Source organism: Clostridium fallax, from assembly GCF_900129365.1.
Lineage (GTDB): Bacteria > Bacillota > Clostridia > Clostridiales > Clostridiaceae > Clostridium_AH > Clostridium_AH fallax.
Window position 1 is genome coordinate 24,969 of record NZ_FQVM01000011.1, and the last position, 20,628, is coordinate 45,596.

The following is a 20,628-nucleotide window of genomic DNA, read 5'->3' on the forward strand; positions in this document are numbered from 1 at the left end:
GATTTCTTAAAACTGATTAGTAAAAAATATTTTAATTAATAATACTTAACCTATTTCAAATATTAATTATGAATTTTTAAAGAATTATGAAGCTAAGCTTTTAAGTTTAGCTTCATAACTTATTTCGTATACATTTATCTATTAATATTTACTTTAAAAAACCTTTATTTTCAAAAGTAAATATCCTATATACAATTCTCTTCTTTATTCTTAATAATATTTATTTACTTAAAATTTAGTTATATAAATTTATGTGATATATTTTAATAATATGACATTTAATGAATTTCTATGAATATAGCTTTAAAATGTAAGTTTTACCTTGAATATGACCATTTTACCAATATTTATGGGCTTTTTTAATTTTGAGAACTTTCCATTAATAATGATAAGATTTAATTAGAGATTATTTAACAAAATTTAATAAGGGGGGTTTTAAAATGGATTTATTATCCATAGTACAAAGTATTAATTCCTTTTTTTGGGGGTACTTATTAGTTTTCCTACTTTGTGGTACAGGTATATTTTTTACAATTCGATTAAAATTTGTACAAGTAAGAAAATTTAAAGAAGCCTTTAAACATACCTTTGGAGGGTTAACACTAAATGGTGCTAAAGCAGGAAAAGATGGCATGTCATCCTTTCAATCCTTAGCTACTGCTATAGCAGCTCAAGTCGGTACTGGTAACTTAGCAGGTGCAGCTACTGCTATAGTTATGGGTGGTCCCGGTGCTATTTTCTGGATGTGGCTTAGTGCTTTCTTTGGAATGTCTACAATTTTTGCAGAAGCCACTTTAGCCCAAAAATATAAAACTGTAAAGGACGGTGAAGTAACTGGTGGTCCTTCCTACTATATAAAAGGTGCTTTTAAAGGAAATTTAGGGAAAATATTAGCTGGTTCCTTTTCTATTTTTATAATAGTTGCTTTAGGATTTATGGGAAATATGGTGCAAAGTAATTCTATAGGTGTAGCCTTTGAAAACGCTTTAGGTATAAATCCTATAATAGTCGGAGTATTAGTTGCTCTTCTAGCTTCATTTATTTTCTTAGGTGGAAGACAAAGAATAGCTTCTACTACCGAGAAATTAGTTCCCATTATGGCTGCATTTTACATAATAGGTGCAATTATCATTTTAGTTATGAATGGCTCACATATTATTCCTGCTTTTAAAGCTATATTTATAGGAGCTTTTTCACCAGAAGCAGTTACCGGTGGCTTAGTTGGAATAACAATTAAACAAGCTATTAGATATGGTGTTTCTAGAGGTTTATTCTCTAATGAAGCTGGTATGGGTTCAACTCCTCATGCTCATGCTATTGCAAAGGTTAACCATCCTTTTGAACAAGGTGTAGTTGCTATGATGGGAGTATTTATAGATACTTTTATTATCCTTACATTAACTGCTCTTGTTATATTAACATCTGGAGCTTATGATGGTACAACCACTGGTATAGTATTAACTCAAAATGCTTTCGTTGCTGCCTTCGGTTCCTTTGGTAACATTTTCATAGCTATTTGTTTACTATTCTTTGCCTTTTCAACTATAATAGGTTGGTATTTCTTTGGAGAAACTAATATAAAATATTTATTTGGAGAAAAAGCAACTAAATTTTATGCTGGAATAGTTCTTATATTAATAGTAGTAGGTTCAAGTCTAAAAGTTGATTTAGTTTGGGAACTTGCTGATACTTTTAATGGATTTATGGTTATACCTAACCTTCTAGCTTTACTTGCTTTAAATGGAGTTGTATGTAAGCTCCTTAAAGATTATGAAAAGAAAAAAGAAGATGGATTACTTTAAAAATTTAAATATAAAAATAAAATTTTAAAAATACTTAAGGTTATATCATTAATTTTAATGATATAACCTTATTTTTATATTATTTATAAACCTTAAAATTACTTTAATATAAGATATTTTAATTTAATATTATTAAGAATTTAAATGATAATATTAGCATTTATTGGAAAATATATGTTAATTAATTTATTTAAATTAATATGATTTTTGAAAATAAAAGTTTTTAATAATAAAATTTTAATATACTCACAAAAATATAATGAAAAGGAGGGTCTTATGGATTTATTAACTATTGTAAAACAAATTAATAGTTTTTTTTGGAACTTTTTATTAATATTTTTACTTTGCGGTACAGGAATTTATTTTACTTTTAAATTAAAATTTATACAAGTTAGAAAATTTAAAGAAAGTTTCAAAAGAACCTTTGGAAACATTAAACTACGGGGTGATAAAGCTGGAAAAGATGGTATGTCATCTTTTCAATCCTTAGCTACAGCTATAGCAGCTCAAGTAGGTACTGGTAACTTAGCAGGTGCTGCTACTGCTATAGCCTCAGGTGGTCCTGGAGCTATTTTTTGGATGTGGCTTAGTGCGTTCTTTGGAATGTCTACAATTTTTGCAGAAGCTACTTTATCTCAAAAATATAAAACAGTTAAAAACGGTGAGGTAACTGGGGGACCTGTTTATTATATAAGTGCTGCCTTTAAAGGAAAGTTAGGTAAAATATTAGCTGGGGCTTTTGCTGTATTTATAATCTTAGCTTTAGGCTTTATGGGAAACATGGTTCAAAGTAATTCTATTGGCACAGCTTTTGAAACTGCATTTAATATAAATCCTTTAATAGTTGGAATAATAGTAGCTATCTTAGCATCATTTATATTTTTTGGTGGAAGACAAAAAATAGCTGCTTTTACTGAAAAAGTAGTTCCTGTTATGGCACTATTTTATATTTTAGGAAGTTTAATAATTATATTCTTAAACTTTTCTAATATTTTCCCAGCTTTTAAAGCTATATTCATAGGAGCATTTAACCCTACTGCTGTTGCTGGTGGAGTAATAGGTGTTACTGTAAAGGAAGCTCTAAGATATGGCGTTTCTAGAGGATTGTTCTCAAATGAAGCTGGTATGGGTTCAACTCCTCATGCTCATGCTATTGCAAAGGTTAAACATCCTTGTGATCAAGGTATAGTTGCTATGATGGGTGTATTTATAGATACTTTTGTTATACTTACATTAACTGCACTTGTTATACTTACTACTGGCGTTTTAGATGGTAATACAACTGGAATTACATTAACACAAAATGCCTTCGCAAAAGGTTTTTCAGCATTTGGAAATATTGGGAATATATTTATTGCTATATGTTTATTCTTTTTTGCTTTCTCAACTATAATAGGTTGGTATTTCTTTGGAGAAACTAATATAAAATATCTATTAGGAGAAAAAGCTAAAAAAATATATGCATTTATAGTTCTTTTATTTATAGTTGCTGGTTCTGTATTAAAGGTTGATTTAGTTTGGGAACTTGCAGATACCTTTAATGGTCTCATGGTAATTCCTAACCTATTAGGACTATTAGCCCTAAGTGGTGTAGTAATTAAATTATTAAAGGATTTTGAATCTAGAAAAGATTCTTTATAAAAAATTTTTATATAATATAAATATCTTTTTTAAAATTAAATATTAAAAGATTTACAAAAATAGGATTTAGTGATTAATATATTTAAATAATCACTAAATCCTAATTATTATTTATGAAAAAAATCATATCATAAAACATCCTTAACTAATTTTATAAAGAATTATTTTGAAAATAAAGTTTAGTAATAAAGAAATGTTAAAAAACATGCTGTACTTAAGATTAGTAGTCCCATAGCTGCAACTATTCTATTTATAAGAATAACTTTTTTACTTGACTGTTCTTTACCTACATTTACTAAACCTCCTAATGTACCATTAGGTTTTATAATTGTATATAATAAAAGACCTATAACTGGTATAATAACTATAATTGCTAATATCTTTTCTAAAGTTGTCATCATTTCACCTCTTAACTATTTTTCTTGTCTTTTATCTACTATATAATATTTTAATAATATTTTCAAATAATATTTCTTTAAAAATAGTTAATTTTATTTTAATAATCTCCATTAATTATTTACTTTTTTTCCTATATCTTTTCTAAAATATACTCCATTAAATTTTATCTTATTAATATTTTCATAACATTCTTCTCTTGCATAGTTAAAATTCTTATTTTTTACAGTAAGAGATAGCACTCTTCCTCCTGATGTAACTAGCTTATTATCCTTAAGAATAGCTCCAGATATAAATATCTTCCCAGTATCTATAGGATTAATTTCTATAATTTTCCCCTTTTTATAGCTCTTAGGATACCCTTCAGAACATAACATCACATTTATTGAAGCTTCCTTTTCCCATTCTATAGTTATATTCTCTAAGTTTTCTTCTAATGAATTTATAATAATAGTACTTAAATTAGTTCTCATAAGAGGTAAGATAGCCTCTGTTTCTGGATCTCCCATTCTAACGTTATATTCTAACAAATATACCCCTTTTTTAGTTATCATTATTCCAAAAAATATATTGCCAATAAAATTAATATTTTCTATTTTTAATCCTTTTAACGTTGGATTCATTATTTTTTCTTTAAATTCTTTCATTACCTCTTCTGTTACATAAGGATTAGGGCATATGACACCCATCCCTCCTGTATTAGGTCCTCTATCTCCATCATAAACTTGCTTATGATCCTTTGCTGAAATAAAAGGTATTATTGTTTTTCCATCAGTTACTGTTAAAATAGAAGCTTCAACTCCCTCTAAAAATTCTTCTATTACAACTTTTTTGCCTGCACCTTTAAATATATCCTTTTCCATAAAATCCCTTAATGTATCTTTTCCACTTTCTTTATCTCTGCAAATAATAACTCCCTTTCCAGCGGCAATTCCATCTGCTTTTATTACTATTGGATATTCTGTTTCTTCCAGATATTTTAATCCTTCTTTTAAATTAATAAAAGTTTTATACTTAGCTGTTTTTATTTCATATTTCTCCATAAATTCTTTTGCATAAGCTTTACTTCCTTCAAGAGCTGCTCCTTTTTTATCCGGTCCAAATATTTTTAATCCTTTACTTTTAAAATCGTCTACTATTCCATTAATTAAAGGCTCTTCTGGCCCTACTATTGTAAAATCGATTTTTTCTTTTTTAGCAAATTCTATTAGGTCTTTATTGCTATTTAAAGATATATTTTCACATTTATTTTCTAAAGCTGTTCCTCCATTTCCTGGGGATACATATATCTTTTCTATATCATCTTCCTTTGATAACTTCCATGCTATAGCGTGTTCTCTGCCACCACTACCTATAATTAAAACCTTCATAAATACATCTATCCTCCTAAAACCCTTAATAATATTTAGGTTTTATAAATTATTTTTTATTAATTTAATAATAAATCTTATAAAATATTTATTTATAGTTTTAATCCCATTTTTAATGTTTAAAATGCCTTATTCCAGTAAATATCATAGAAATACCTAATTCATCGCATTTTTTTATAGAATCCTCATCTCTTATTGATCCACCAGGTTGTATAATAGCTTTTATATTATGTTTGTAAGCTTCTTCTACCACATCATCAAAAGGGAAAAAGGCATCTGATGCCATTACTATAGCCCCTTCTCCTCTTTCTAAAGCTTCCTCTGCTGCCCAAATTCTATTAACTTGTCCACCACCTATACCTAAAGCCATATTGTTTTTAGCAACAACTATTGCATTAGATTTAACATATTTACAAACCTTCATTGCAAATTCTAAATCCTTTAATTCTTCTTTAGATGGACTTAACTTTGTTACTACTTTTAATTCTTTTATAAAAGTGTTATCCTCTTCTTGAACTAAAATTCCTCCATCTATAGAAACCATAGATTTTTTTCTTAATGGTTTTTTTAAGCATTTTATAACTCTTAAATTCTTCTTTCTTTTTAAAACTTCTAATGCATCATCATCAAAGTCTGGAGCAGCTACTACCTCTAAAAATATTTTCACCATTTCCTCTGCTGTTTCTTTATCTACTTTTCTATTTAATGTAACTATTCCACCAAAAATTGATATAGGATCACATTCATAAGCTTTTTTATAACATTTTAAAAGATTATTATCTAAAGCAACACCACAAGGAGTATTATGTTTTAAAGCACAACAAGCGGTTTCTTCAAATTCATTTACAACTTTCCATGCTATATCTAAATCTTTTAAGTTATTGTAGGATAATTCTTTTCCATTTAAAACTTTAAGATTGTTCATAGCACCTTCATTAATATTATCTATATAATACGCTGCACTTTGATGTGGATTTTCACCATATCTTAAAGCACCTGATTTTTTATAACTTAAACTTAAATAATCACTATATTCTATTTCTCCTTTTAAAATAAAGTTTGCTATAGCACTATCATAAGAAGAGGTTAAATTAAAAACCTTTCCTGCTAATATTTTTTTAGTTTTTAGAGAAACTTCATTATTATTTTCTATCTCTTCTTTTACCTTTTTATAATCTTTTTTATCTGTTATAACTACTACATCTTTAAAGTTTTTTGCTGCTGCTCTAAGCATAGTTGGGCCACCTATGTCTATAAATTCTACCTTTTTATCAAAAGATATATCCTCTTTAACTTTTTCAAAGAAAGGATATAAATTAACAATTACATAATCAATTAAGTCTATGTTTTCATTTTTTAATGTTTGAATATGTTCATTATTTTCTCTTACTGCTAATATTCCTCCATGAATTTTAGGATGTAAAGTCTTTACTCTTCCATCTAAAATTTCCGGAAAACCTGTTGTCTCCTCTACTTCTTTTACTTCTATTCCATTTTCTTTTAAATACTTAAATGTCCCCCCAGTAGATACTATTTCAACATTTTTTTCTCTTAAAAATTTTACAAAATCTAAAATTCCTTCTTTATCATAAACACTTATTAAAGCTCTTTTTTTCATAATTTCCTCCCTAAATCACTCTATTATTTTAGTTTTTCCATTAATAACTTTAACTTTGCCTTCTGAAATTAATGAAATAACCTTAGGTAATAACTTATGCTCCTCTTTTAAAACTCTTTTTTGAAGTATTTCCTTTGTGTCTTCAAAATAAACTTTCACAGCACTTTGAGCAATAATAGCTCCATGATCTACTTTTTCACTTACAAAATGTACTGTACATCCACTGATTTTAACTCCAGATTTTATCACAGCATCATGTACACAAATGCCATACATTCCTTTACCACAAAAACTAGGAATTAAGGATGGATGAATATTTATTATTTTGTTTTCAAAAATCTTTAATAAATCTCCTTTTAATATAGATAAAAAACCTGCTAATACTACTAAATCTACTTTCCCATTTATAATCTCTAAAATCTTATCAGAAATATCTCCCCTATAGATTTTTTTATCTATAATATAAGTTTTAATTTTTTCTTTTTTAGCTCTCTCTATCCCATAGGCATCAGATCTATCACTTATTACATATTCTATTTTTCCATCTATCTTATTTTCTTTTATATTATCTATTATAGATTGAAGATTGCTTCCGCTTCCAGAAATTAAAACTGCTATTCTAAGCATATTCTCTTACCTCCAGAGGTAATATATCCAATTTTATAAGCCTCTTCTCCTAAATCTTTTAAAGCTTTTAATATACTTTTTTCATCATGATTATTTATACATAAAACAAACCCTATTCCCATATTAAAAGTGTTATACATCTCTTCTTCTGAAACTCCAAGTTTCATTAAGTAATTAAATATTTCTGGCATTTTATAAGAATTCTTTTTTATAACAGCTGTCTTTCCTTCTGGAAGCATTCTTGGTATATTTTCTATAAATCCTCCTCCTGTTATATGACTCATTCCCTTTATCTTATATTTTTTCATTAGTTCTAAAATAGGCTTTACATAAATTTTTGTTGGTGTTAAAAGAATCTCTCCTATTTTTTCTCCGTTAAAGTCACAATTTAAATCCGATATAAGTTTTCTAACTAAAGAATATCCATTAGAATGAATTCCAGAGGATTTTATTCCTATTAAAACATCTCCTTCATCAATATCTTTCCCATCTATTATTTTTGATTTTTCTACTATTCCAACTGCAAAACCTGCAACATCATAATCACCATCTTTATAAAACCCTGGCATTTCCGCTGTTTCTCCACCAATTAATGATGCTCCACTTAAAATACATCCTTTAGATACCCCTTTTACTATATCTGCTGCTATATTAGCTTCTAATTTTCCGCAAGCTATATAGTCTAAAAAATATAAAGGCCTTGCCCCATGACATAAAATATCATTTACACTCATTGCTACGCAATCTATCCCTATAGTGTCATATTTATTAAGCTTTGATGCTATATCTAATTTAGTTCCTACTCCATCCGTTCCAGAGACTAAGACAGGATTTTCATATCCTTTAGGTATTTCAAACATAGCTCCAAAACTCCCTATAGAATTTAAAACTAAACTGCCTATAGTTTCCTTTGCATAATTTTTCATAAGCTTAACAGCTTCATACCCCTCTTCAATATTCACTCCTGCATTTTTATAAGTAATCATAAAATTTTCTCCCTTCACATATCATTACTCTTATTAGGTGCAGCAACAGGATACTCTCCATTAAAACATCCAAGACAAAAACCATGATTTTTATCTCCAAAGGATTCTAATAGTCCTTCTACAGATAAATAGGCTATAGAGTCCACCTCTAAAATATCTTTTATTTCATCAATAGTTTTAGTAGCTCCTATAAGTTCGCTTCTATAAGGAGTATCTATTCCAAAATAACAAGGATATTTAACTACTGGAGAAGAGATTCTAAAATGTATTTCCCTTGCTCCAGCTTTCTTTAACTGCTGAACTAATTTTTTTGAAGTAGTTCCTCTTACTATAGAATCATCAATAATTACTACTCTTTTTCCTTCTATTAAAGGCTTTAATGGATTTAATTTTATTGATACAGCTTTTTCTCTTAGATATTTAGAAGGAGCTATAAAACTTCTTCCTACATATTTATTTTTTACAAATCCTGTTTCATAAGGTATTCCAGATGCTTTAGAAAATCCAACTGCCGCAGGAAGACCAGAATCTGGAACTCCTATAACTATATCTGCATCTACCGGTGATTCCTTAAACAATATTTCTCCAGCCTTAACCCTAGATTTATAAACATTTATTCCATCTATAGTTGAATCTGGTCTTGCAAAATAAATATACTCAAAGGCACAGGTAGCAGTATTAGTTTTTTCTGAATAATTTAAAGTTTTTATTCCATTCTCGTCAATTATAACTATTTCACCTGGTTCAACATCTCTTATAAATTCTGCTCCTACACTATCTAAAGCACAGCTTTCAGAGGTTAATATATAGCTGTTATTTAATTTTCCAATACAAAGAGGTCTTATTCCATTATGATCTCTAAGTCCTATTAATTTATCTTCTGCTAATATAACCACTGCAAAAGAACCTTTTATCATTTCCATTGCACTTACTATTGCTTTTTCTAATCCTTTATTTGCATACCTTGCCATAATTCCAAGTATAACTTCTGAATCTACAGAACTTTGAAATATAAATCCTGAATCCTCTAAAAGTTCTCTTATAACCTCAGAATTAACTAAGTTTCCGTTATGAGCTATTGCCATATTACCTAGCTTTCCCTTAGTAAATAAAGGCTGTACATTTGAAGCACAACTATCACCAGTAGTAGAATATCTTACATGTCCTATAGCGGCCTTTCCTTTTAATGATTTTAATGATTTTTCATTAAACACATCTGAAACAAGGCCCATACCTTTATGGATATCAATTTTTTTATCATTTAAAACTGCAATTCCTGCACTTTCTTCTCCTCTATGCTGAAGAGCATATAAACCATAATAAGTTAAGGATGCTACATCTACCTCATCTCTTCCATAAACACCAAAAACTCCACACTCATCTTTAAACTTATCAACTGATAAATCAACTATAGACTCTCTCATATTTATAAACCCTCTCAAAAATTTAATTAACCTATTCTATTTAATATTTCTAAATAGGCTTCTTTTACATCTCCTAAATCTCTTCTGAATCTATCCTTATCTAATTTTTCATTTGTAGTTCCATCCCAAAATCTACAAGTATCTGGAGATATTTCATCTGCTAATAATATTTCTCCTTTATATCTTCCAAATTCTAATTTAAAATCTACTAACTTTATATTTTGTTTTAAAAAGAAATCTTTTAATATATCATTGACCTTTTTTGTAATTTCATAAATTTTATTTAATTCCTCAAAGGTTGTTAATCCTATAGATACAGCATGATAATCATTTATAAGAGGATCACCTAACTCATCGTTTTTGTAACATATTTCAAAAACTGTAGTATCTAAATTCATTCCTTCTTCTAATCCTAATCTTTTTGCCATGCTACCTGCTGCAATATTTCTTACAATAACTTCTAAAGGCACTATCTGAACCTTTTTACAAAGCTGTTCTCTATCATTTAATTTTTTTACAAAATGAGTTTTTATACCATTTTCCTCTAATAAATTAAATATCTTTGAAGTTATAAGATTATTAAGTTCACCTTTACTTTCTATTTGTCCTTTCTTTTCTCCATTAAAAGCAGTGGCATCATCTTTATAATAAATTATTACCTCATCATCACAATCAGTACTAAAAACCTTTTTAGCTTTTCCTTCATATAAAAATTCTTTTTTATCCATAGAACAAACCTCCTAAAAAATTATATTTATTTATAAAAAGTCATTTTAAAATTTTTAAAATACACTATAAAATTTAAAATAAAATCTAATTTTATGACTTTTAAAAGTATTAAGTTTTTAATATTAAAATTAAATCTATATAGCTTAACTTTGTATACTTAACAATAAATTGCTTTTAATTATTTTATTTAAAATTCTACTAAATCATTATCCTTAATAAATTTTTCTTTCATATTTTTTCTATATATAATTAGTTTTTCTTTAATTTCTGGATATTTAAGTGCTAATATTTCTACAGCTAACATTCCACTGTTATAACTATTATTTATACCTACAGTGGCTACTGGTATTGGCTTTGGCATTTGAACCATTGAATATAAAGAATCTAATCCATCTAATGCTCCATTAATAGGAACTCCTATTACAGGAAGAGTTGTATACGATGCTATAATTCCAGGTAGATGAGCTGCAAGACCTGCTCCTGCAATTATCACTTCATAATCTTCCTTTTCTATATCTTCTAAAACCTTAATAAGCTTTTCTGGTACTCTATGAGCAGACATTATAAAAGCTTTATACTTAATATCAAATTCTTTTAATGCATTTGCAGCACCTTTCATAATATCAATATCTGATTTACTTCCAAAAAATATAGCTACTTTCATTACTTTTCCTCCTATTTTATAAAATAATTAACTCCAGCTTTAAATATCTTTTGATCAAAACTACCATGAATATTTTTATAAAGGTTATCTCCAATTCTTTCACTATGTCCCATCTTCCCTAAAACTCTTCCACAAGGACTTGTTATTCCTTCCACTGCTAAAACTGATCCATTAGGATTAAAAGGCATTTTTTCTGCAATATTTCCATTTAAATCAACATACTGAGTAGCTATTTGTCCTTTATCTAACAAAATTTTAGTAGTTTCATTATCTGCTACAAATCTTCCTTCTCCATGAGATACAACAACATTATGAATATCTCCTAAATTAACTTCATTAAACCAAGGACTTAATGTTGAAGTTATTTTTGTTCTAACTATTGAACTTACATGTCTTCCTATTGTGTTATAGGTTAAAGTTGGACTGTTTTTATCTAATTCTCTTATTTCTCCATAAGGTAAGAGACCTAATTTAATAAGTGCTTGAAAGCCATTGCATATTCCAAGTATTAAACCATCTCTATTTTTTAGAAGATCCATAACACTTTCCCTTATCCTAGGATTTTTAAATATTGCTGTAATAAACTTTCCAGAACCTTCTGGCTCATCTCCTAAACTAAATCCACCTGGTATCATAAGAATTTGAGAACTTTTTATTTCTTTTTCAAAAATATCTAAAGACTCTAAAAGTAAATTTTCATTTAAGTTCTTAAAAATTCTTTGAGAGACTTTAGCACCTTCCTTTTCAAAAGCATATGCTGAATCCCATTCACAGTTTGTACCTGGAAAAATAGGAATAAATACTTTAGGCTTTGCAGCACTTAAATAAATAGATTTCTTTTTATCTCCCTTATATAAACTTTCTTTTATATTAGATTTATGATTATCTTTTATAGGAAAAATATTTTTTAAAGGATTTTCCCAAATATTTATTAAATAATCTAAACTTAAATTGTTATCCTTATAAATAATAGATTCTTCCTCTATTGTTTTTCCTATTATTTTGTAATCTATATCATCTAGTTCAGGAAGATTTTTTTCTTCAATTTCTAAAAGGAATTCTCCATATCCTTCTTTAAATAAATCTTCTTCTTTTATGTTTTTATCTATATTTGCTCCTATTTTATTTCCAAAGGCCATTTTACATATACCTTCTACTACTCCACCTTCTTTTAAAGAAATTACACTTAAAATCTTTTTATTTTTTATAAGATTAGTTATTTTAGATAAATTATTTTTTAAATTATCAAAATCTATTACTTCTTTATTATCTTTAGTAGAATTTATCTTCACTATAAGACTATTTACCTTCTTAAATTCTGGACTCATAACATTTTCTATTTTTTCTAAAGTTAAAGCAAAGGATATTAAAGTAGGCGGTACAGTTAAGTCTTCAAAAGTACCAGACATAGAATCCTTTCCTCCTATTGCTCCAATATTTAAATTTTTTTGTGCATATAAAGCTCCTAATAAAGCACTTAAAGGTTTTCCCCACTTTTCTTCATCCTTCTCTAATTTTTCAAAATATTCTTGAAATGTTAGGTATACTTTTGAATAATCTCCACCTAAAGCAACAATTTTACAAACACTTTCTACTACTGCATATAAGGCACCATGAAAAGGACTAAATTTACTTATTTTAGGATTATATCCAAAAGTCATTAAAGTACAATCCTTTGAATCTCCTCTATAAACCGGTACTTTTCCAGCCATTCCTTCTGGTTCTGTTAACTGATATTTCCCGCCCCAAGGCATTAATATAGTTCCTCTTCCAATAGTTGAATCAAAATTTTCGCTTAAGCCCTTTTGACTACATATATTTAAATCCTTTAATAAAATTTCTAAGCTATCCTTAAAGTCTCCATTAAAATTATTTTTCTTAAAATAATTTTCTTCCTTTTTAGGTGGTTTAATTACTGCATTGATGTAACTTTTAGCTCCATTAGTATTTAGAAAATCCCTTGAAAGATCAACTATCATATGGTTATTCCAAAACATCCTAACTCTATTTAATGATGTTATATCTGCTACCTTTGTAGCCTCTAAATTTTCCGTACTAGCTAAATTTATAAATTCATTAAAATCATTTTTATCTATAACTACTGCCATTCTTTCTTGAGATTCTGATATTGCAAGTTCTGTACCATCTAAACCTTCATACTTTTTAGGTACATTATCTAAATAAATGTCTAATCCCTCTGCTAATTCTCCTACAGCTACAGATACTCCTCCAGCTCCAAAATCATTACATCTTTTTATCATCTTAGAAACCTTAGGATTTCTAAAAAACCTTTGAAGTTTTCTCTCTGTTATTGGATTACCCTTTTGAACTTCTGCACTACAAGTTTCAATAGAATTTAAACTATGTTTTTTAGAAGACCCTGTTGCCCCCCCACAACCATCTCTTCCTGTTCTTCCTCCAAGAAGTAATACAATATCTCCTTCCTTAGGAATTTCTCTTTTTACATGACTACTAGGTACAGCTCCTACAACAGCTCCTACTTCCATTCTCTTTGCTATAAAACCTTCATCATAAAATTCTTTAACTTGTCCAGTTGCTAATCCTATTTCATTTCCATAGGAAGAATAACCCTTTGCAGAACCTTTAGTTATCACTTTTTGAGGTAACTTCCCCTTTAAAGTTTTTTCTAAAGGACTATTAGGATTTCCACTTCCAGTAACTCTCATTGCCTGATATACATAAGCTCTTCCAGACAATGGATCCCTTATGGCACCACCTAAGCAAGTAGCTGCTCCTCCAAAAGGTTCTATTTCTGTAGGATGGTTGTGGGTTTCATTTTTAAATAAAATTAAATACTCTTCTATTCCCTTATTAGTTTCTATATTAGCTTTAATAGTGCAAGCATTTATTTCTTCACTTTCGTCTATATTATTTAATATTCCTCTCCTTTTAAGTTCCTTTGCTATAATAGTAGCTAAATCCATTAATGTAATATCTTTATTTTCCCTATTTAAATATTCTCTTGATTTTTTATATTGAAGAAAAGCATTTTTAATAGGTTCTGTAAAATCTCCTTCTTCAAACTCTATGTTTTTTATAGATGTTAAAAAAGTAGTATGTCTACAATGATCTGACCAATAAGTATCTATTACTTTTATTTCAGTAATAGTAGGATTTCTATTTTCCAATTTAAAATAATCCTTACATAATTTAAAATCCTCATATGTCATAGCTAAATTTAAATCATTATAAAGTTCATAAAAATCTGTGTCATTTAATTCATAAAAATTAGGAATAATTTTTATTGTTTTTGAATAATTAAGGTTTTCTGTTTCTATAGATGTTTTAAGATAGGCTTCTTTTGAATCTACTGGATTTATATAGTATTTTTTTATTTTATCTAATTCCTTTTCTTTTAAGTCTCCTTTTATTGCAATAAACTTAGAACAATGTATATTAGGTCTCTTTCCAAGAGCTAATACTTTCATAGCTTCTTCTGCAGCATCTGCCCTTTGATCATATTGCCCTTTAAGGTACTCTACTCCAAAAATATTATATCCTTCTAAATTTATTTCATCTTCATAAAGACTATCTACTGGTTTTTCTGCAAAAATAATATATTTAGACTTTTCCAGAACTTCTTCTCTAACATTTTCGATTATATATCTATTTATAATTCTTATGTCATTTATATTAATATTTAGATTTTCTATAAAATCATTTTTAAGTTTTTCTCCCTCAACATTAAAAGATGGTTTCTTCTCTACAAATAGTATTTTTTTACTCATAATACCTCCTAAATACAATAAAGCTTTTATAATTAAACTTTCAGATAAACCGAATTATTAAATTCAGAATTGTTTTTTTATTCGTATTATTTAATATATACATTATCACTGGAAATATTTTTTGTCAACATTTATATATATTATGCAATTATTATTCGTTTATATACATATATTATATTTGTTTTATTTATATATTATTCGTTTTTATATTTTCTTTTTGTGAACTTTTATTTAAAATAAATCCTTTTAACATAATATAAATAAAATAAAAACTATGAAGTAAATTTAAGCTGTCCTTATCTACTTCATAGAAGACAGTTCAAATCATTCTTCATAGCTTTCTTTTATGCCTTAAAAATCTATTTCATTATTATTTCCGTATTAAAAAATCGTTCTTTAAACTCTACTAAAGCCATAATCTGCTCTTTTGTGTAAATATCTTTGTCTTTAGCTAAGACAAATTTATCTTGATTATCATATTTTCTATGGATTATAGCTATAACATATCCTTCAAATTCTCTTAAGGGAGTAAATTTCCCAAGAACATATCCATTTATTTCTTCTCCATACTCCTCTTTTATTTCCTGTATATAACCATAATTTAAAGGATAAATATATCCCATTCTTGGATGCCTAGATCCTAAAGGTCTATCTACAATAACTTTTACTTTTTCCCCTAAATACTCCTTTAAATCCTTTCTCATAATTTCCCTTCCTTCTATTCATAATAATTAAGCTATATTTAAATTATAAACCTTTACATTATCAACTACAAAAAATTACATTCTATTTTTTCATAATTTTTATTAATGTATTTTATATTATTTAATCTCTAAACAATACAATAAAAAATAATGACTTAAAGAATATTCTTCAAGTCATAACTTTCATAATTATTAATTTATATTAAATAATATTATTTATAAGAACTTAATTTTTAATATAATACTTTTTATTATCTTATTGGACAGACTCCACTTTCGCAACCTTCTGTTCCTATATCTAGCTCTTGCTCTTCTTTTTCATATTTTGAAATTAATGAAGGTACAAAAGGTTTCATTTTTATTTGTCTTCTTTCATATTCTTCTTTATCTATAGCTTCATAAGGTAATAATTCATAAAAGCTATCATCCAATGATAAAAATGATACTGCTACAACATCATCCCAGTTATTCCATATCCATTCTTCTACATCTTTCCATTCATGTTCTCTTACATGAATTGTTATTGAACAGTTATGATCCACATAATTTTCCATAAACATTTTATAATTCTCTAATTGCTCAATGGCACTAATATCATATTTTGTTTTTCCAAGAGGTGCTTTTACTGGAAACTCTACAACTTTTGTTGTACAGCTTTCCACAGTTTGTCCAACTTCTGGAAAAACTGGATATCCTAACTCTTCACATACCTTAACTAATGGATCATCAGCAGATATTCTCACTCTTCTTATAAAGTATGGTGAATGAGAATAATGGACACCACTTGAAACTGTTGGAAGTTGAGATAGAGTACCTTCTGGCTTTATAGTTGTAACTAATAAGGGCTCATTTTGTTCAAGCTCCTTTGCATATTCTGATGCTGCGTTTTTAGCTGCTTCCCTAAGTTTCTTTAAAAGAATAGCTTCTTCTTCTTTATTTAAATCTAATGCATTAACCATATCCTGCCACCCAGTTAATGAGCACCCTATAAGTTTATCTCTTTGTTGAACATTATCCCATTTAGGTAATTCAAGCTCCACACAAGTCATTCTATATCCAGCTCTTGCAGATAATCTTTGAGCTTCTAAAAGACCTTTTTCATCTAATGTACCATCTTCTTTTATAAAACCTAGAACATTAACTGTTGTTAAATTACATAATCCATTAGAATCTAACAGTATTTCACCACAAGGATTAACACCCTTCATATTAGGTCTTCTTTTTAATGCAGCTTCTGCATTAATCCAGCCTGGTTCTCCTGAATATCTCATCTTTTCTATATTCCATTTTAGCTTTTCTCTTGATGGTTTTTCTTCATAATATATTGAATTATTACTCATCTGCCTATGAATAAGCTCTTTATTAACAATCCATTTACCATCTACTTGCTTGTAAAGAGAAGATTTTGCTTCTATAGCTTCTTCATCTTTTGGATCTATTATAACCATCTCAGCTGTTCTTCTAACTCCACCAACCACTACATTTTCTCCTATAATATTTGCAATATCTAAACAGTCAATTGGTGATAGTTTAATTCTATTTTTATCTGTAAGAATGGATTTTCTTTTTATAACTTTATCTATTTTATAAAACATATTTTTTAAGCTTTCATGCCCTGAAGCCGTTCCGCCAAAGGTTTCAAGTCTTTCTCCCTTAGGTCTAACATTACCATAATCTATTATAATAGTTTTTATATTTCTATATTCACTATTACCTATTAATTTTAAGAAATGGTCTAACGCTTGAACCCATCCCTCTTTAGAGTCTCCTACAATAATTTCTACTGAATCATTATTAGAAAAAATTACAGATGTGCTATCTTGTCTCTCATCTTTTGGCACTGGTATATAGTCTTTATGGATTAACTTATAATCAGTTCTTAATTTTGGTATCTTTGCTACATCTTTTCTTAAAACTCTTACACCAACTCCTGAACCTATCATAAGTAAATAAAATAAATCTTTAAATGCTTCAAAAGAATCTATAACCTCAAAGGCACAATTATAATTACTCATAGGATATTTCTTTGATACTTCTGTATTACCTACCCAAAAAGTTCTTCCTGATAAAAATTGCCTTAGATTAAATATATTATCATATAATTTTTCTGCTTCTTCTCTAGAAGTTGGAACTATCGTTGTATTGTATTCTACTGCTCTTCTTACAGTTTCCCACCAATATTCTCTTCTTCCTTCTTCTTTTATATATCTTGAATAAGTCCTATAGTAAACAAAGTTTCCAAGTTGTTCCATAGGAGATTTACTATGTTTATATTTGCTAATAAATTCGTCACTTATCATAAAATATTTATTTTTTACCTTAGACTTTCTTCTTACCTTCTCTTTTTCACTTCTGTAAATTATATATCTTTTAGCTACATCTTTCCTTGGACTATCCATAAGCATGAATTCTACAGTATCTTGTATATCCTCTACTTCTATAAAGGATTCTTCCATTTTTCCAATTTTTTCATCTATTTTTTCCGCTATTTCTAAGCTTAAATTATGATCTATTCCAAGTTTTGTATCATCCATAGCCCTTTCTATAGCTATTATTATATTTTGAATTTTAAAATCAACTAAACTCCCATTTCTCTTACGAACCTTCATATAAACACTCCTCTTACCAAGATTAATTTATCATCATAGTATTTCTTTCCCAAAGCTATTATATACTATATATTGTACTTAATTCAATGCTTCCTTTTTCAAAACACAATATATTGTTTGGTAATTTTTTGAATAAACTATGTTGTATACGGCTCTTTTCAATACTTTAGAAAAAATTTTAAATTAAAATATTATTTTAAAAAAAATATAATACTAGCTAATATTTATGTATTTAATTATATTATTTTTTAATAAATACCATAAAGTTTTATTTAAAATCTAATATTTTTTTCCTTCATTGCGACCTATGTACACAAAAATTGAAAAGCAAAAATATATAAAAAGACTTAAAATAGAAAAACATATTGAAAAAACTAAAGTATCTTTATTTATATTATTTATAAAAAAATCTAATAATTTTTTTGGTTCAACTAACACATCCCAAGAATTAAATCTTATAAATCTTCCTATGTATAGTCCATATCCACATAAACAATTAGCTATTAAAACAAATATTAACCCAACTCCTAATCCATATTTTTCTTTAATATGCTTATGTACTACATAAAGTGAAAATACTCCTAAAGCACAAGCCAAAAAAGCTGCCATTGATATGAAAAAAAACTCACTCCAAACTGCACCTTTTAAGCTATATATAACCTTAGGTTCTGGGTTATATACTCCACTTTTAATTACATGATAAAAAGTTAATTTACTTAAATGTATGTAATCAGTAATGATATATATAGAATTAGGATAAAAAAATAACCAAAATAAAAATACAAGTATTGATAATATTTTTTTTAATATATCTTTTTTATTTTTTTGAAGTTTATAATACCACATAGCAAAAATCATAGGTATCCAGGCTAAAAACAAGTTCCATATTAAGTAAGATACATCTTCAAGCCTAAAAAATACTATGCTTATACATACCAAAACTGTAGCAAAAGTTAATGCAAGTTCTCCTCTTCTCAAAGCTAACATATGTATTCCTTCTTTCTAAACTTATTATTTTTTAAATATTATAAATTTAAAAATATAAAATTCCACTAAATGTAATTATACTATATATGTGGTAATAAATTGTAAATATTATTAAAATATAGTCTTAATATTTATATATTTTAAAACTTTTACTAAGTATTAATATACCTAATAATTATATATTAATTAAAAATATTAAGGTTAGTACTGAAACTTTAAGTTTTAGTACTAACCTTTAAAAATATACAATCTATATACTTCTTTAAATAATTATTTATGATTTTAAATAATACAATTATTTTTTCTTTAAATATTTTCTCATATCAATAGCGACTGCACTTATTATTATTAATCCCTTTACAACAAATTGAAGATATGGATTTACCCCTATAAATGCTAGACCATAGTTAATAACTTGGAATATTAAAACTCCTGTAATTATTCCAGGTACTGTACCTATTCCTCCTGAAGTCGATACTCCTCCAACAACACAAGCTGCAATGGCATCTAATTCATACATATTTCCTGTATTGTTAGTTGCACTTCCTACACGACCTGCTTCTAAAGCTCCGGCAAATCCGTATAACATTCCAGCTAACATATATATTATAAGTAAATTTTTAACTACACTAACACCTGATACAACAGCAGCCTCAGTATTTCCTCCAATAGCATACATATTTTTACCAAAGGTAGTTTTATTCCATAAAATCCATATTAAAATTGTTACAATAGCTGCATATATAATAAGATAAGGAATTTCAAAATTTCCACTTCCAAATCCACCTTGTACAAAATTAGAGAACTTAGAATCTAAACCTCCAATAGGCTGTGCTCCATAAGGAGGTCTATCAAAATATATTGAAGTTGCTCCATAAACAATAATCATCATACCCATAGTAGCTATAAAAGGTGGTACTTTAAATTTTGATACTACAAATCCATTTATTAATCCTATAAGTCCGCATATAATAATGGTTATTATAATAGGAACTATAATTGGCAATTGAGGTAAATTAGGATACATCTTATATGAATAATCTACAGCTTGAAGCATAGATGCAGATAAAACTGCTGAAAGGCCTACAACTCTACCTGCTGAAAGATCTGTTCCTTGAGAAATCAATATTCCTCCAACACCTAAAGCTATGATTATACGTGTAGATGCCTGACTTAATATATTTTTAAAATTATTTATTGATAAAAAGTCAGGTGATATAACTATTATTACTACTAATAATACCGCTAAAACAATATATATAGCATTATCCATAAACCATTGTTTTGTAATAAATTTTTTCTTATTATTTTCCATGGTATTC

The 20,628-nt window shown here is 27.5% G+C and carries 15 protein-coding genes; 2 read left to right on the forward strand and 13 right to left on the reverse strand.

Features of this window, described 5'->3' with window-relative positions; genetic code table 11:
• The first annotated feature begins 440 nt into the window (after positions 1–440).
• Both BUA70_RS07085 and BUA70_RS07090 read left to right on the forward strand, forming a co-directional pair.
• Complete coding sequence (locus tag BUA70_RS07085) at positions 441–1,802, forward strand: alanine/glycine:cation symporter family protein (protein WP_072895487.1); 1,362 nt, start codon at positions 441–443, stop codon at positions 1,800–1,802.
• 276 nt (positions 1,803–2,078) lie between these two features.
• Positions 2,079–3,443: an alanine/glycine:cation symporter family protein gene (locus tag BUA70_RS07090; protein WP_072895491.1), complete on the forward strand. Its 1,365-nt coding sequence runs from the start codon at positions 2,079–2,081 to the stop codon at positions 3,441–3,443.
• A gap of 179 nt (positions 3,444–3,622) precedes the next feature.
• On the opposite strand, the gene BUA70_RS07095 is transcribed toward BUA70_RS07090, so the two are convergent.
• The 13 genes from BUA70_RS07095 to mglC all read right to left on the reverse strand — a co-directional run bounded on the left by BUA70_RS07095 (position 3,623) and on the right by mglC (position 20,621).
• On the reverse strand, positions 3,623–3,841 hold the full coding sequence (locus BUA70_RS07095) for a hypothetical protein (protein ID WP_072895494.1): 219 nt from the start codon (positions 3,839–3,841) through the stop codon (positions 3,623–3,625).
• Positions 3,842–3,952: 111 nt separating this feature from the next.
• Entirely contained in the window at positions 3,953–5,209 is a 1,257-nt protein-coding gene (gene purD / locus BUA70_RS07100) for a phosphoribosylamine--glycine ligase (protein WP_072895498.1), read from the reverse strand.
• A 112-nt stretch (positions 5,210–5,321) separates the two neighbouring features.
• On the reverse strand, positions 5,322–6,827 hold the full coding sequence (purH, locus tag BUA70_RS07105) for a bifunctional phosphoribosylaminoimidazolecarboxamide formyltransferase/IMP cyclohydrolase (RefSeq protein ID WP_072895501.1): 1,506 nt from the start codon (positions 6,825–6,827) through the stop codon (positions 5,322–5,324).
• A 15-nt stretch (positions 6,828–6,842) separates the two neighbouring features.
• Positions 6,843–7,454, reverse strand: a complete 612-nt coding sequence (purN, locus tag BUA70_RS07110; protein ID WP_072895504.1) for a phosphoribosylglycinamide formyltransferase — start codon at positions 7,452–7,454, stop codon at positions 6,843–6,845.
• On the reverse strand, positions 7,442–8,440 hold the full coding sequence (gene purM / locus BUA70_RS07115; RefSeq protein ID WP_072895604.1) for a phosphoribosylformylglycinamidine cyclo-ligase: 999 nt from the start codon (positions 8,438–8,440) through the stop codon (positions 7,442–7,444). The genes purN and purM overlap by 13 nt, the downstream gene beginning before the upstream one ends.
• 14 nt (positions 8,441–8,454) lie before the next feature.
• Positions 8,455–9,864 (reverse strand): amidophosphoribosyltransferase, encoded by a 1,410-nt coding sequence (gene purF, locus BUA70_RS07120; protein ID WP_072895507.1) that lies wholly within the window; start codon positions 9,862–9,864, stop codon positions 8,455–8,457.
• Positions 9,865–9,890: 26 nt separating this feature from the next.
• Positions 9,891–10,592 (reverse strand): phosphoribosylaminoimidazolesuccinocarboxamide synthase, encoded by a 702-nt coding sequence (gene purC, locus BUA70_RS07125; protein ID WP_072895510.1) that lies wholly within the window; start codon positions 10,590–10,592, stop codon positions 9,891–9,893.
• 188 nt (positions 10,593–10,780) lie between these two features.
• The gene (gene purE, locus BUA70_RS07130) at positions 10,781–11,257 is read right to left on the reverse strand and encodes a 5-(carboxyamino)imidazole ribonucleotide mutase (protein WP_072895513.1); all 477 of its coding nucleotides are present in this window, start codon (positions 11,255–11,257) and stop codon (positions 10,781–10,783) included.
• Positions 11,258–11,268: 11 nt separating this feature from the next.
• Positions 11,269–15,009, reverse strand: a complete 3,741-nt coding sequence (locus BUA70_RS07135) for a phosphoribosylformylglycinamidine synthase (RefSeq protein WP_479723255.1) — start codon at positions 15,007–15,009, stop codon at positions 11,269–11,271.
• A gap of 356 nt (positions 15,010–15,365) precedes the next feature.
• A complete protein-coding gene (locus tag BUA70_RS07140) occupies positions 15,366–15,710 on the reverse strand; it encodes an inorganic pyrophosphatase (RefSeq protein ID WP_072895521.1) in 345 nt (114 codons plus the stop codon).
• Between the two features lie 251 nt (positions 15,711–15,961).
• A complete protein-coding gene (gene nrdJ / locus BUA70_RS07145; RefSeq protein ID WP_072895524.1) occupies positions 15,962–18,319 on the reverse strand; it encodes a ribonucleoside-triphosphate reductase, adenosylcobalamin-dependent in 2,358 nt (785 codons plus the stop codon).
• Positions 18,320–18,598: 279 nt separating this feature from the next.
• The gene (locus BUA70_RS07150; RefSeq protein ID WP_072895528.1) at positions 18,599–19,306 is read right to left on the reverse strand and encodes a DUF1361 domain-containing protein; all 708 of its coding nucleotides are present in this window, start codon (positions 19,304–19,306) and stop codon (positions 18,599–18,601) included.
• 295 nt (positions 19,307–19,601) lie between these two features.
• Entirely contained in the window at positions 19,602–20,621 is a 1,020-nt protein-coding gene (mglC, locus tag BUA70_RS07155; protein ID WP_072895532.1) for a galactose/methyl galactoside ABC transporter permease MglC, read from the reverse strand.
• Positions 20,622–20,628 lie beyond the last annotated feature (7 nt).